The 14,098-nt window shown below is 74.1% G+C and carries 10 protein-coding genes; 9 read left to right on the top strand and 1 reads right to left on the bottom strand.

Annotation, left to right across the window (positions count from 1 at the left end):
- The first annotated feature begins 185 nt into the window (after positions 1-185).
- The 5 genes from POL72_RS38385 to POL72_RS38365 all read left to right on the top strand — a co-directional run bounded on the left by POL72_RS38385 (position 186) and on the right by POL72_RS38365 (position 6,113).
- Positions 186-2,723 (top strand): DNA internalization-related competence protein ComEC/Rec2, encoded by a 2,538-nt coding sequence (locus POL72_RS38385; protein WP_272101819.1) that lies wholly within the window; start codon positions 186-188, stop codon positions 2,721-2,723.
- A gap of 84 nt (positions 2,724-2,807) precedes the next feature.
- The gene (locus POL72_RS38380; RefSeq protein ID WP_272101818.1) at positions 2,808-4,298 is read left to right on the top strand and encodes a B12-binding domain-containing radical SAM protein; all 1,491 of its coding nucleotides are present in this window, start codon (positions 2,808-2,810) and stop codon (positions 4,296-4,298) included.
- Between the two features lie 38 nt (positions 4,299-4,336).
- The gene (locus POL72_RS38375; protein WP_272101817.1) at positions 4,337-4,585 is read left to right on the top strand and encodes a glutaredoxin family protein; all 249 of its coding nucleotides are present in this window, start codon (positions 4,337-4,339) and stop codon (positions 4,583-4,585) included.
- A gap of 78 nt (positions 4,586-4,663) precedes the next feature.
- Positions 4,664-5,314 (top strand): TlpA family protein disulfide reductase, encoded by a 651-nt coding sequence (locus POL72_RS38370; RefSeq protein WP_272101816.1) that lies wholly within the window; start codon positions 4,664-4,666, stop codon positions 5,312-5,314.
- A gap of 100 nt (positions 5,315-5,414) precedes the next feature.
- Positions 5,415-6,113, top strand: a complete 699-nt coding sequence (locus tag POL72_RS38365) for a GbsR/MarR family transcriptional regulator (protein ID WP_272101815.1) — start codon at positions 5,415-5,417, stop codon at positions 6,111-6,113.
- 12 nt (positions 6,114-6,125) lie between these two features.
- On the opposite strand, the gene POL72_RS38360 is transcribed toward POL72_RS38365, so the two are convergent.
- On the bottom strand, positions 6,126-8,174 hold the full coding sequence (locus POL72_RS38360; protein ID WP_272101814.1) for a type VI secretion system tip protein TssI/VgrG: 2,049 nt from the start codon (positions 8,172-8,174) through the stop codon (positions 6,126-6,128).
- A 53-nt stretch (positions 8,175-8,227) separates the two neighbouring features.
- On the opposite strand from POL72_RS38360, the gene POL72_RS38355 reads away from it, so the two are divergent.
- The 4 genes from POL72_RS38355 to POL72_RS38340 form a co-directional block, all read left to right on the top strand.
- Positions 8,228-9,427 (top strand): hypothetical protein, encoded by a 1,200-nt coding sequence (locus tag POL72_RS38355; protein WP_272101813.1) that lies wholly within the window; start codon positions 8,228-8,230, stop codon positions 9,425-9,427.
- Complete coding sequence (locus POL72_RS38350) at positions 9,427-11,661, top strand: DUF2169 family type VI secretion system accessory protein (RefSeq protein ID WP_272101812.1); 2,235 nt, start codon at positions 9,427-9,429, stop codon at positions 11,659-11,661. The genes POL72_RS38355 and POL72_RS38350 overlap by 1 nt, the downstream gene beginning before the upstream one ends.
- Positions 11,658-13,397, top strand: coding sequence for a pentapeptide repeat-containing protein (locus POL72_RS38345; RefSeq protein WP_272101811.1), 1,740 nt, complete (start codon positions 11,658-11,660; stop codon positions 13,395-13,397). The genes POL72_RS38350 and POL72_RS38345 overlap by 4 nt, the downstream gene beginning before the upstream one ends.
- A 19-nt stretch (positions 13,398-13,416) precedes the next feature.
- Positions 13,417-14,098 (top strand): PAAR-like domain-containing protein (locus tag POL72_RS38340; RefSeq protein ID WP_272101810.1); only part of this gene is annotated, 682 nt, incomplete at its 3' end.

Genomic DNA, 14,098 nt, shown 5'->3' with positions numbered 1-14,098 from the left:
CGCGCGCCGGGGGCGATGACCGACTCGGCTCGTTGCTTCCCCCACATAAAAGAGCGCTCTTGCAGGATCGTCCGTCGCGTCGACGCGTTCGACGCCGCCATGGCGGCGCCAGGGGCACGGCGGCCGCTCCGCCGCGAAATACCGCGGGAAAGCGCGCGGCCCGGGTGTTGCGGGGCGGCGTGGCCGTGATCGATCCCGTGCTGCTCTTCGGCCTCGCGCTCGCCGCGGGCGCGCCGCTCGCCCTCTCTCCCCTGGCCACGGCGCTCGGCGCCGCGCTCGCCGCCGCGGCGCTCCGCCGCCGGGCCGGCCGCGCCGCGCTCGCCGCCGCCGGGGTGGCGCTCGTCGTGAGCGGCCTCCGCGCCCGCGCGCTGCTCGACGGCGCGGGCGCCGCCTACGATGGTGCCCTCGCGCTGCTGCACCCGCCGGCGCGCTGCGAGGTGGCGTGCGCCGTCATCGGCTCGCCGGTCGTGGTCGGGGCGGCGCAGCAGCGCTCCGCAGCGGCGCGCGAGGTGGACGACGAGCCGCCGGCCTCGCGCATCGACGTGGAGCTCTCCGGCGGGACGTGCGGCGGGCGAGCGCTGCCGGGGCCGCTCCGCGCGCGCCTCTACGGCGCGCCGGTGGACCTCGCGCGGGGCGACCGGCTCGAGGTCACCGTGGACCTCGCGCCGATCCACCTGTTCCGGAACGAGGGGCTCCGGGACGGGAGCGCCGCGATCGCGCGCAGCGGGATCGTCGCGAGCGGGACGATCGTGGAGGCGCGGCGGACGTCGGAGGGGCGCGCGATCGACGTGCGCGCGGCCGTCGATCGCGCGCGGGCCTTCGTGCGCGGGCGCATCGAGGCGACGTTCCACCCCGACGCGGTGGCGCTCGGGCGCGCGCTCGTGCTCGGCGAGACCGACCTCGCGCCCGAGGACCAGGAGGCCTTCCGCGAGAGCGGCCTCGCGCACCTGCTCGCGGTCTCGGGGACCCACCTCGTCCTCGCGGTGGCGGGCTTCGCCGCCGCGCTCCGCGCGATCCTCGTCCGCGTCGGGCCGATCGCCGCCCGGTGGGACGCGGGTCGCATCACCGCGGCGCTGTGCGTGCCGGCTGCGTGGCTCTACGCCGACTTCGCCGGCGGCGGCGGCTCGGCGATGCGCGCCGCGGCGATGCTCAGCTGCGCGATGGGCGCCCGCCTCCTCGGCCTCCGTCCGGTGGGCGTCCGCTGCTTCGCCCTGTCGCTCGCGGGCGCCGCGGCCGTGGATCCGCTCGTCGCGTGGGATCTCTCGTTCGGCCTGTCCGCGGCCGCGACCGCCGGGCTGCTCTGGCTGCAGCGGCCGCTCGCCGCGCTGCTCGTCCCCGGCGAGAAGGACCGCGGCGACGGCGGCGCCGAGGGCGGGCCGGGCGGGTCGTCGCCGCGGGAGCTCGCGCGCAAGGTCCTCGCGCCCCTCGCGACGACGCTCGCCGCCATGTTCGGGTGCACGCCGCTGCTGCTCATGAACGGGGAGACGTTCCCGCTGCTCGGCGTGGCGGCGAACGTCGTCGCCGCGCCGATCGGCGAGCTGGCGGCGCTCCCGTTCTGCCTCGCGCACGCCGTGCTCTCGTGGGCGCCGCCGGTCGAGCGCGGGTGCGCGCTCGTCGGGTCGGGCGCGCTGCTCGCGGTCCGCGCCGTGGCCCGCGCCTCGGCGGACACCGGCGTGGTGCTGCGCCTGCCCGAGCCGTCGCCCGCCCAGCTGGCCGCGCTCGCCGCCGCGATCGCGATCGCGTGGGCCGCGGAGCGCCGCGGCCGCCGGCTCGCCGCGCTCGCCGCCGGCGCCGCCGCGTGGCTGCTGCTCGAGGGCGTCGCCACGCGCGCGGGCGCGCCGCGCGGCGTGCTGCGCGTCAACGTGCTCGACGTGGGGCAGGGCGACGCCATCCTGATCGACCTCCCCGAGGGCGGCGCGATGCTCGTCGACGCGGGCGGCTTCGTCGGCAGCCCCGTCGACACGGGCGCGCGCGTGCTCCGGCCGCTCCTGCGATCGCGCCGCCGCGCCCGCCTCGACGCCGTCGTCCTCTCGCACCCCCACCCCGATCACTTCGGCGGCCTGCCGGCCACGGTGGAGGGCGTCGAGGTCGGCGAGCTCTGGGACACCGGCCAGGGCGAGGCCGAGGGCGCGGGCCCGGTCTACCGGAAGCTCCTGTCGGACCTGCGCGGGCGCGGCGTGCCCATCGTGCGGCCCGCCTCGCTGTGCGGCAGGCCGCGGGTCCTCTCGGGAGCGACGATCGAGGTGCTCGCGCCGTGCCCGGAGCTCCACCCCGACCGGGGCGCCAACGACAACTCGTTCGTCGTGCGCATCACCTACGGGGCTCGATCCGCGCTGCTCGTGGGCGACGCAGAGCACGAGGCCGAGGACGCGCTCGTGGCGCGCTACGGCGCCGCGCTCCGCGCCGACCTCCTCAAGGTGGGGCACCACGGCAGCCGGACGTCGACGGGCGCGGCGCTCCTCGCGGCCGTCGACCCCTCGATCGCCGCCGTGTCCTGCGGCGTCCGCAACCGCTTCGGGCACCCGAGCCCGGAGGTGCTCTCCCGCCTCTCGGCCCACGGCGTCGCGATCGCACGCACGGACCGCGGCGGCGCCCTGACCTGGGAGACCGACGGCGAGCGCGTCCTCTGGTCCCGCCCGGGCGAGCCGCCGCACCCGGCCCCCGCTCCCCGCGGCGGGGGTGCGGCCGCCGGACACGCTCCGGAGAACGGTGGTGGGCCGTGAGCTGGAAAAAATCGCCGCTCCGGACGGCTGTCAGCCGGCCTTCCCATCCTTGCGCCTGGACGTCCCCTGAGGGACGCTGGGCCGATGTCTCGTAGCGCGATGACGACCACGATCCGCCGCCGCCTGGCGGGCGAGATCGGTCGTATCGACAAGCAGGCGCCCTTCCGCGTCGCGCTGTCTTACCCCTCGCCGTACCGGGCCGGAATGAGCTCGCTCGGCTTCCTCCAGATCTACAAGTCCATCCAGGCCGAGCCCGGGATGGCGTGCGAGCGGGCCTTCCTGCCCGATGACGAGGGCCAGGGCACGGACGGCCCCCCGATCACGTACGAGGGGCTCCGCCCCATCTCCGATTTCCCGGTCATCGCGCTCTCGGTGGCCTACGAGCTCGAGCTCGCCGGGGTCGTCCGCCTGCTCGAGCTGGCGGGGATACCGGCGCTCCGGGAGGAGCGCTCCTTCCGCGATCCGTTCGTCCTCGCGGGCGGTCCGCTCACGTTCTCGAACCCGCTGCCGCTCGCGGTGTTCGCCGACGCGATCATCATGGGCGAGGCCGACACCCTGGCCGTGGACGTGCTCCGCCTGCTGCGGGACGCCTCGTCGCGCGAGGCGGCGCTCGACGCGCTGGCGGCCCTCCCCCACGTCTTCGTCCCCGCGCGCCACGGCGCGGAGATGCCCCCGGTCGCGCAGTGCGACAACGCGCTCCTGCCCGCCTGGTCGCCGATCCGCGCCGAGGAGACCGAGCTCTCGAACATGTTTCTCATCGAGGCGGAGCGGGGCTGCTCGCGCGGGTGCACCTACTGCGTGATGCGCCGCTCGACCAACGGCGGCATGCGCATCGTCCCGAAGGAGCGCCTCCTCGAGCTCATCCCCGAGGACGCGAGGCGCGTCGGCCTCGTCGGCGCCGCGGTCAGCGATCACCCGAAGATCGTCGAGGTGGTCCGGACGCTCGCCGAGCGGGGCTGCGAGGTCGGGCTGAGCAGCCTCCGGCCGGACCGGCTGACCGACGAGTTCGTCGGCGCGCTGCGGCTCGCGGGCTACAAGACGCTGACGACGGCGATGGACGGCACGAGCGAGCGGGTCCGCGAGACGCTCGAGCGGCGCGCCCGGCCCAGGCACCTCCAGCGGGCCGCGGAGCTCGCGCGGCAGCACGGGATGAATCGGCTCAAGCTGTACCTGATGGTCGGCGTCCCCGGCGAGACCGACGCCGACATCGACGAGTGCGTCGCGTTCGTCACGGAGCTGTCCCGGATCGTGCCGGTCGCGCTCGGGATCGCGCCGTTCTGCCCGAAGCGCAACACGCCGCTCCACGGCGCGCGCTTCGCCGGGATCGACGTCGTGAACAAGCGGCTCGACCGGCTCCGCCGCGGGCTGCGGGGCCGCGCGGACGTGCGGGCCACGAGCGCGCGCTGGGCGTGGGTCGAGGCGGTGCTCGCCGCCGGCGGCGAGGCCGAGGGGCGCGCCGTGCAGCAGGCCGTGCACGCGGGCGGCTCGTTCCGGGACTACGAGCGCGCGTTCGAGAAGATCAAGCGGCCGGAGCCGCCGCGCCGGCAGAGCCTGCCGCTGCTCGCGGCGGGGTGAGCGGGGCGGCAGCCCGGCCCGGAGGGTGCCACGTGACGATGAAGACGCTGACCCTCTTCACGCGCGAGCGCTGCCACCTCTGCGAGGAGGCCCACGCCGCGCTCGAGCGCGTGCGCGCCCGGCTCCCGTTCGAGCTCGCCGTCGTCGACCTCGACCGGGAGGCCGGCCCGGAGAAGCGAGCGCTGTACGACTGGGAGGTCCCCGTTGTCGAGCTCGATGGGCGGAAGATCATGAAGTACCGCGTCGACGAGCGGCGGCTCGAGCGGCTGCTCTCCGGCCCGGAGTGAAGCCCCCGCGTCGACGCGCGGCGGCGGGGCGTTTCGGCCCGCTTTCGCCCTGCGCCGCGCTACGCTATGCGAACCCCCGTGAAGTGGACGACCATCGCGCAGCTCGCCTTCATCCTCGTCGCTGCCGTCACGGTCTACGGTTTCGTGCACGCGGCGCAGAATGACCAGCGCACGACCGGCTGCGAGGCCATCTGCGCCCTGCGCCCTGCGTACGCCGGCCGGAACCGGCTCGCGCCGGACTTCGAGCTGCCGGACATGAACGGCAAGCCCGTCCGGCTGTCGTCGTTCCGGGGCAAGACGGTCTTCCTGAACTTCTGGACCAAGACCTGCGCCCCGTGCCTGCAGGAGATGCCGGCGCTCGCGGAGCTCGGCCGGATCGCCCAGTCGCGGAAGGACATCGTCGTCCTCACGGTCTCGACCGACGAGGGACCGGACGATGTGCGCGACGCGCTCAAGGTGGCCCTGAACGGAGACCCGCCGTTCCCGGTCCTGTTCGACCCGGAGTCCAAGGTCGTGATGGACCAGTACGGCACGCAGCTCTACCCGGAGACGTGGATCATCGACCCGAACGGGATCATCCGGGCCCGCTTCGACGGCGCGCGGGACTGGTCGAGCAGCCTGGCCATCGAGGTGGGCGAGGTGGTCTCGCGCTGGGGCAGCTGCCCGGCCGATATCTACAAGAGCAAGCCGCGCGCCGGGTCCGTCGACGTCTGCACCGACGACTCCTGAGCGGGCTTCCCGCGCCGGGGCGATCAGGCCAGGCATGCGGGGTGTGGGCGCGCTGGCCGCTTGGCGCACCCGCGAAAGATCGTTATGTGAGTCACCCATCATGACCGCCCGGAGGCCGACGTCGCCGACAGCGCACCCGCCGCAGCCGCCCGCAACGGGTGAGGGGGGCGACGGGAGCGCCTCGGACGAGCGGGTCGCGGCGGCGCGGCAGGCGCTGCTCGAGGGGGTCGGCGCCGAGATCGCCGCGTCGTTCCCCGGAATCACCCGGCTGGGTGGGCAGGTCGTGGCGGCGCTCTACCTGGCGGACGAGCCGCGCTCGATGGATGAGCTCAGCCAGGAGCTCGGCCGCTCCAAGAGCAACATCTTCGCGAACCTGCGCGGCCTCGAGGCGGCCGGGATCATCGAGCGCCGGCGGGAGTCGGGCGCGCGGCACGACTCGTTCGCGCTGCGCGGCAAGTACCCGGACGTGATCGTCGGCGCCTACCTGGGCCGCCTGCGCCGCGTGGTGCAGGACAAGCGCGCCCTCGCGCGGCGCGCGCTCTCGCTGCTCGGCGACGCGCAGGGCGCGGAGGCCGACGCGATGCGCTCGCGCCTCGACGACCTGTCGCGCAAGTACGACCTGTTCGCCGACCTGATGGAGCAACTCCTGCCGTCGATCGACGGCCCTGTCGATCTCGAGCGGTTGATCGCGCAGGTGCCCGAGGCGATGGTCCGCTCCCTGAACGCGGCGGCCCGCGTCGCCTGGGCGGCGGGCGACGCGATCAGCCGCCTGAGCGGCCGAGCCGGTCGCAAGCGGTAGCGGCGGCCCGCGTCACCCGCGCGGCGGGCAGTCCCGCATCTCGATGAGGATGCCGGTCGACGTCTCGATCCGGTGCATCAGGTTCACCTCCCGGGTGACCGGCGACGGCGTGATCGGGTTGGGCGCGGCGCCCACGATCATCGGCCGGTCGGGGTCGCCGTCGACGAAGACCATCAGCACCTCGATGCCGGGCTTGAGCGGGAAATGGATGCCGTAGTTGGGCCCGGCGTGCGGCTGGATCATCCGCACGAGCCGCGAGGGGAACGCGCGCGAGGCGGGATCCCCCGCGTCGAAGTGGAAGCGCACCCGGTAGCGCCCCTGCTCGTCGATCGGCGAGACCTCCCCGATCTCGCCGTCCGGGAGCGGCTCCACCAGCGCCGTCACCACCCCGTGGATCTTCGGCCGCGGTGCCGTCCGCGGCGGGCGGTAGGCCTGCCCGGCCCGCACCAGGCGCGCGCGGTTGACGTACTCCTGCTCGCCGCCGGCCCCGCCCTCGATGGCCACCGGCTGCACAGCGCGGTGCTCGACCTCGACGGCCAGGAACCGCTCGCCGTCGAGCCGCGGGTGGCCCTCGAGCGCGAAGACGGCCCCGGGGATCAGCCGGAGCTCGTCGCTCTGGCACTCGAAATAGCGGCTCGACGAGGCCCGCTCCTCCGCGCGGATCTGCGCCAGCTGCTGGCCCTCCTCCGGCGTCTTGTGGTGGGCGCCGTACTCGACGACGCCGCCCCCGAGGCCCGCCGGTGACTCGTGCGTTGCCGTCATGTCGAGCCTTGGCGTCCGGTAATTGTACTCCTGCATGACGTACGTCGCGGGGAAGGCCCTGGCCTGCTCCCTGAGCTCGAACATGTCGCGCCGCTCGCCCCGCGGCCGGAACACCACCGCGTCGCCCCCCGGCAGCGGCTGGAAGCCCGTCGGCTCGTCGGTGAACACCATCACGTCGCGGCCCGACTCGTGCTCGAAGAAGAACGAGATCCCGAGGTGCTCGGCGAGCCGCGAGATGAAGGCCAGATCCGTCTCCTTGTACTGGACGATCATCTCCCGCTCGGGGTGATCGCGGTAGAGGCGCATCACCACGTCCTCGGGCCCGAGCCCCACCATCGCGAGCTTGTGCTGGATGAGCTTTGGCACGCTGATGTCGAGGAAGACCTGCTGGAGCTCCACGAGCGTCGCGCGGAACGCCCGTGGCGCGAGCCGGAGCCGGTAGGAGCGGAGAGCGGTCTCCGTCTCGTGCCGGTCCTCGACCTCGGCGATCATGCCGTGCACGGTCCGCTCGTCCGCGCCCTGGACCTCGAACACGAGCGCCGCCGTCGCCCCCAGCACCTGGTCGATCGAGAGCTCGGCGCCGTCGCTGCACACGACGTCGATGTCGTACGAGAAGAGCTGGCCGATGGCCTCTTTGCCGTGCACGCCGCGCACCCGGACGAGGTCGCAGGAGAAATCGTCGGAGTCGAGCCGCAGGATCGGCGCCTGCCGTGCCCGGTCCCGGAGCGCCGCCTTCGCCTCTTGAAGCGCTTCCATCGGCGCTGTGCGCGGCGGGCGCAGCGCCGATCCCGCCGCGCCGAGCTCGCGGAACGGCAGGTGATCGGGCGCCCCTGGGCCCCTCTGGGACGGCGGGAGCTCCCGCACCCCTCCGGCGCTCGTCCCTGGGCGCAACGGCGGCCCTCCGGCGCTCGTCCCCGGGCGCAACGGCGGCGCTTCCCGCGGCCCTCCGGCGGTCGCCCGCAGCGGCGATGGCGGCCCCTCGCGAGGCCCTCCGGCGCTCGCCCGCGCCTGCGCCTCGAGGAGCTCTCGATCGTCCGGAGACGGCGCTGGCGGGGCATCCTCCACCGGCCCGGCCGCCTCCTCCGGGCTCTCGGCGCACGCCGCGCGTGCGATGGGCTCGCTGCACGGGGGCCCTGCGTCGGGGGCCTCGCGGATGCGCGCGGCGGGGGACCCCGCGGCCATCGTCACGGCGCTGGGCGCGCGGTGCGCCGTCGCGGCCGTGGGCTCACCGCACGGCGGTGCGGCGGCGGGTGGGGACGGCTCGCTGCACGTCAGGGGTTCCGTCGGCTCTCGGTTCATCGTCGCGCCTCCTCCGCGGCTCGCCTGGTACTGTACCCGACGCGGAGGCACGCATGGGTACGCGCGAGGGTGAGGGTATCAACGGGAAATACCTCCTCATCGAGGTCCCGAATTTCAACGACGCGGCGTCCGACGCCGAGGCGATGGGCTCGTATCTCCGCCTCGGCGCGGTCAAGGACCCGAGCCTCGCCGCCAACCCGGGCGCGCCGAGGGCGACCGGCGAGGACCTCGCCGCCCGGGTCACCTCGTTCATCGACGACACCCGCAAGCGCGACGGCTGCCCCGATTTCATCCCCGAGGCCGAGCGGCAGGCCGAGACAGCAAAGCTCCACACCAAGGGCGGCTGGCGCGACCACTCCGACGGCAACCGCATCACCACCACGCGCGGCGACAAGGTCGAGGTCATCAAGGGCAATTACCGCATGCTCGTCCTCGGCCGGCAGGAGGACACCGCCGGCTGGGACGTCTCCGGCGGTCATATCCAGGACGCCACCGATCTCTGGACCGCCGCCACCACCATCGAATGGGTCCAGAACTACAACGGCACCTGGAAGGTCACCGAGAAGACCGAGAAGGGCGACGTCGACACCACCTATCACGGCGACACGTTCGATCGCTTCTATGGCAACAAGCAAACCAGCATCACGGGCTCCGAGGCTCCCTCGGCCGAGCGACCGAACCCCACCTGCCTGAGCTCCACCTGGGCGCAGCGGATCGAGTCGTACACCGGCTCGGCGGCCTGCCCCGTGCCGCTGATCTCCGACGAGACCTGGGCCGACCAGATCGCCAGCAAGACGACGGCGACCGCGATCAGCGACGAGACAACCGCGCAGACCATCTCCAGCACCACGAGCGCCACGTCGATCAGCGACGAGACCGCCGCGAGCACCGTGTCCAGCACGACGACCGCCTCGCTCGTCTCGGACACGACCATCGGCGAGGTCCAGTCGGTGACCATCGGCAATACGAGCGACGTCACCATCGGCAATGCGGCGTCGATCACCGTCGGCGCCACCGAGGAGGTCACGATCGGCGGCCTTGTCGAGCTGACGATCGCGGCGATGCTCGAGGTCTCGCTCACGGCGGGGGTCTCGATCAACATGGGCCCCAAGGCCGAGCTCAACCTGACCAACCGGCAGGAGCTCTCCCAGTTCCGCACCAACGTGAAGAACATCTGCGCGAGCGTCTCGTCGGCCGAGTCGGTGAGCACCGGGGCGTACAACCTGATGTCCGGCGTCATCAACCTGTTCTGATGCAGACCAAAAACCTCACGCCCTTCCCCTTCGGCGCCAAGGTCTGCTCGCGGAGGCCGCCGCAACCCGAGGTGGTCCTCGTCGTCCGCGGCCGGTTCTCGCTCCGCCTCGGCGAGCCGCTCGCGCCGCTGGAAGGGCAGCTCGCGCAGGGGGCGCTGACCGCCGAGACCTTCGAGGGAGGCGACGGCGAGCGCGACGGCGAGCGCACGTACCCCGGCGATTTTGCCGACTGGAAGCCGGCCGCGGATCTCCTTCTCCGCGGCGCCTGCCACCCGCCTCCCGGCGAGCCGCAGCGCGAGCACCCCGTGGGCTTCGCGGTCGGGAGCTGGTCGAAATCGCTGCTCGTCCCGGCGCCGCGCGAGGGCCGCCAGGTGCCCGCGCCCTTCGGGCCGATCCACCCGGACTCGCCCGAGCACCGCCGGATGCTCGGCAAAGAATACGGCCCCTCGTACCGGAAGACCCGCGCCCCGTGGTACGCCGAGGACTTCGACTGGGCCTATTTCCAGGCCGCCCCGGCGGATCAGCGCCTCGCCGGCCACCTGCGCGGCGACGAGGAGGTCACGCTCTTGAACCTCCACCCCGCCGCGCAGACCGCCTCCTTCCGCCTGCCAGGCCTCCGGATCCGCGCGGTCGTCGAGGACGCCGAGGGCCGCGTGCAGGACGCCCGCATGAGCCTCGACACGCTCTTCGTCGAGCCGGACGCGGGCCTCGTGACCCTGACCTGGCGCGGCCACGCCGAGGTGGCCGAGGACGATCTCGCCGACGTGCGCGCCGTCGTCATCGCCGCCGAGCCGCTCTCGGATGCGCCGCTGCCGCTCGACAAGTACCGGGAGCAGCTCGCCCAGCTCGCCCGCGATCCGCGCGGCCTCGAGGATCTCCCGCCGGAGGTGCGCGACGCCTACGACCTCGTCCGCGACGGCGCGCCGCGGCCGCCGCGCGCCGCGGACGAGGCGGATCCGGTATCGAAGCTCCTCGCCGAGCGGCTCGGCGGTCTCCACGCGCCGGAGCAGGACCGCGTGAGGCAGCTCGTCGCGAAGCTCCGGGCCCTGCGCACCCCCGAGGGCGTCGACCTCGAGCGCACCATCGCGCAGGCGCTCGCGCGGCTGCCGGCGCAGCGGCAGGCCGCGTACCTCCCGGCCACGCCCGCCGGCACGCCGCGCGTCCCCATGGGCGGCGCGCTCGACGCGCTCGTCGCGCGCGTCGAGAAGCTCCGCCGGGACGCGGCCGCGCGCGGGACGGAGCTCGAGGGCGTCGAGCGCCTCGACGCGCTGCTCCGCGACGCCCGCCTCCGCGAGATCGTCCCCGGCTACCGGCTCCCGGGCGAGGCCGCGGCGCCGCCGCCCGAGCCAGGCCCCGGCGCCGACCTCTCGGGGCGCGATCTCTCCGGGCAGGACCTCTCGGGCCGCGACCTCTCCGGGGCGAAGCTCTCCGGCGCGCTCCTCTCGGGGGCGAACCTCTCGGGGACGAACCTCTCGAACGCGGATCTCTCGCGGGCCGTGCTGTTCGAGGCGACCCTCGAGGGCGCCGCGCTCTCGGGCGCCGACCTCTCCCAGGCGAACCTCACCGGCGCGCGCGCCGCGGGCGCCGATCTGCGCGGCGCGACGCTCGACCAGGCCATCTTCACCCGCGCCGATCTCACCCGCGCCCGCCTGGCGAGGGCGCGGGGGCGCGGCGCGCTGCTCGACGCGGCCGATCTCCGCGAGATCGACGGGGAGGAGCTCCACCTCGACGGCGCCGTGCTCCAGGGGGCGAAGCTCGATCGGGCCTCCTTGCGGGGCGCGTCGCTCGTCGGGTGCATGTGCGCCGGGTCCTCCGCGACGGACGCGGATCTCACGGGCGCGTCCCTGACGCGCACGAGCTTCGCCGACGCCGATCTCGAGCGCGCGACGCTCGTGGAAGCGCGCGGCGAGGGCGCGGCGCTGCTCCGGGCGAAGCTCGACGGCGCCGACCTCCGGTATGCGTCCCTCCCGCGGGCGCACCTCTCGTGGGCCTCGGCCCGGGGCGCGCGCTTCGCGTGCGCGGTCCTGCGCGGGAGCCGCTTCTACCGCGCCTCCCTGGAGCGCGCCGACCTCGCGCAGGCCGATCTCTTCGGCGCCGACCTCTGCAAGGCGCGCCTCGACGGCGCCTCCTTCGCCGGGGCCAGCCTGTACGGCGCCCGCCTCGAGGGCGCGAGCGCCGCCGGCTGCGATTTCAAGGGGGCGAACCTGCGGCGCTCCAGCCTGGAGGGCGCGTGAAGAGCGTCGAGGAGCTCCTCGACCGCATCCGCGCCGGCGCGCCGCTCCAGGGCGCCCGCCTCGATGGCCTCGACCTCCGAGGCCTGGATCTCACGAACCTCGATCTCGCTCGCGCCCGGTTCCTACGCGCCAGCCTGCGCGGCGCGCGGCTCGCGGGCAGCACCCTCTCGGGCGCCCACTTCGTCGAGTGCGACCTCCGCGACGCGGACCTCGCGGGCTGCGCGCTGGACGGCGCGCTCGTGCTCGGCTCGAACCTCGAGGGCGCGCGCCTCGCCGGCGCGACGCTCGTCCGCGCGAAGCTCTCGTACCAGCGCCTCGCCCGCGCCGATCTCTCTGGCGCGACGATCGTCGAGGTCGAGGCGGTGGGCTCGGACTGGTCCGGCGCCCGGCTCGCCGGCGCGACAATCGAGGGCTCGCGCCTCGACCTCGCGAACCTCGAGGGCGCGGATCTCACGGAGGCCCGCGTCGCGCGCGCCTCGTTCACCCGCGCGAACCTCCGCCGCGCGCGCCTCTCCCGCGCTCGCGTCGAGGCCGGCGCCTTCGTGGGGGCCGATCTCACCGGCGCAGACCTCGACGGCGCGGAGCTCGATCGCGCGGTCTTCGTCAAGGCGGACCTGCGCGGCGCCCGCTTCCCGAAGCGCATGCACGGCGTGGTCCTCGACGAGGCAAAGCTCGGCCGACCCGAGCTCGCGGGCAAGGACCTCGCCGGGACCGACCTCACGGGCGCGGATCTCTCCGGCCTCGACCTCTCTGGCGCGGATCTCTCCCTCTGCTCGCTGCGCGGCGCCGACCTGCGCGGCGCGAGCCTCCGCGGCGCCCGCCTCGAGCGCTCGATCCTCTCGGACTGCGATCTCACGGGCGCGGACCTCCGGGGCGTGAGCCTCCTCGGCTGCGACCTCTCGCGCTCGCTCCTCCGCGGCGTGGACCTCTCGGGCCGCGATCTCGAGTCGGTGATCCTCATCGAGGCCGATCTCGAGGGGGCCGATCTCACGGCCGCGCGCCTCGTCCGCTGCATCCTCGACCGCGCGCGGCTCTCGCGCGCGAACCTGACGCGCGCGGTGCTCCAGCAGGCGCTCCTCCGCGGGGCCGCGCTGGAGGGCGCCGTGCTCGGCAAGACGATCTTCGATCGGGTCGACTTCACCGGCGTGGATCTTCGCGCCGTCTCCTTCGCCGGCCTCACGGTGCACCGCTGCGCCTTCATGGAGGCGAACCTCGAGCGGATGAGCCTCCGCGACTGCGATTTCATGGGCAGCGACTTCTCGAAGGCGAACCTGCGCGGCGCCGATTTCGAGGGATCCATCCTGACGCAAGCCAGGCTCCGCGAGGCCGCGCTGGACGGCGCGAGCCTGCCGAACGTCGTGGCGAAGGCCGCCTATTTCGGCGGCGCCTCGCTGCGCGGGGCGAAGCTCTCGCGGGCGATGCTCCGGTACGCCACGTTCACCCGGGCGGACCTCGACGGCGCGAACCTCGCCGCCGCGGATCTGCGCGAGTCCATGCTCGATCATGCCGAGGCCCGCGGCGCGCTCTTCCTCTCGGCGCGCCTCGAGCGCGCCAATCTTTCGCACGCGCGGGTCGAGGAGGCCGACTTCAGCGAGGCCGATCTCGGCGGCGCCAACCTGCACGCCCTCCACGACAAGGGCGCGCGCTTCTCCGGCGCGAGGCTGCTCGGCGCGCGCCGCACGGACGTCGATCGGCTGGAGGCGGAGGCGTACACGCCCCCGCGGCCGCCCCGATAACAGCGGAAGGAGCGGACGCGTGCTGCCTGCGAGCAACAACGGCGCCGGGATGAACATCGGGTTTCCGGACGTGTGCCTGACGCCGGTGGGGCCGGTGGTGGTGCCGATCCCGTACCCGAACTTCGCGCTCAACGCGATGGCGGTGAACTTCTCGGTGAAGGTGAAGGTATCGATGATGAACGCGCTGAACCTCGGCACGACCATCCCGATGACCTTCGGGATGGAGCCCGGGGTGGCGCACCCGCTCTACATGGATGTCGGCGCCTATGTGGCGGGCAATTCCAAGGTGATCATCGAGGGGTTGCCGGCGATCAACCTCACCTGTCCCACGACCGGGAACGCCGGGAACAACGCGGTGGGCGCGGTGCTGGTGCCGAGCGCGGTGAACGTGTTCTACACGTGCGCGATGGCGCCGGAAGAGGTGCTCCCGGGCGTGGGGAACGTGGAGCACGCGCTGTTGAGCGATGGGATCGGGGTGATCCGGATCCGGGTGTTCTCGCTGGACGTGCCGGCCTTGGTGTACCGGGCGATACGCGTGCTCGAGGCGGAGGGGATGCGGGAGCTGGTCATCGATTTACGGGACAACCCCGGAGGAGAGCTGCGGGCGTTCGTGGAGCTGGCGGGGGATTTCCTGCCCGCGGGGAGCGTCGTGGCGACGGTGACGGACGGCGACGGGGACGAGGTGGTCTATCGCTCGCGGC

Source organism: Sorangium aterium, assembly GCF_028368935.1.
Taxonomy (GTDB): Bacteria; Myxococcota_A; Polyangia; order Polyangiales; family Polyangiaceae; genus Sorangium; species Sorangium atrum.
Note: the sequence above shows the minus strand (reverse complement) of the source record. Positions and strands in the feature narration are given on the sequence as shown.

What these genes read in the sequence shown, in the direction of transcription:
- POL72_RS38350 (WP_272101812.1), top strand. Translation starts at nt 9,427, where the DNA reads ATGCAGACCAAAAACCTCACGCCCTTCCCCTTCGGCGCCAAGGTCTGC.
- POL72_RS38380 (WP_272101818.1), top strand. Translation starts at nt 2,808, where the DNA reads ATGTCTCGTAGCGCGATGACGACCACGATCCGCCGCCGCCTGGCGGGC.
- POL72_RS38365 (WP_272101815.1), top strand. Translation starts at nt 5,415, where the DNA reads ATGACCGCCCGGAGGCCGACGTCGCCGACAGCGCACCCGCCGCAGCCG.
- POL72_RS38355 (WP_272101813.1), top strand. Translation starts at nt 8,228, where the DNA reads ATGGGTACGCGCGAGGGTGAGGGTATCAACGGGAAATACCTCCTCATC.
- POL72_RS38375 (WP_272101817.1), top strand. Translation starts at nt 4,337, where the DNA reads ATGAAGACGCTGACCCTCTTCACGCGCGAGCGCTGCCACCTCTGCGAG.
- POL72_RS38360 (WP_272101814.1), bottom strand. Translation starts at nt 8,174, where the DNA reads ATGAACCGAGAGCCGACGGAACCCCTGACGTGCAGCGAGCCGTCCCCA.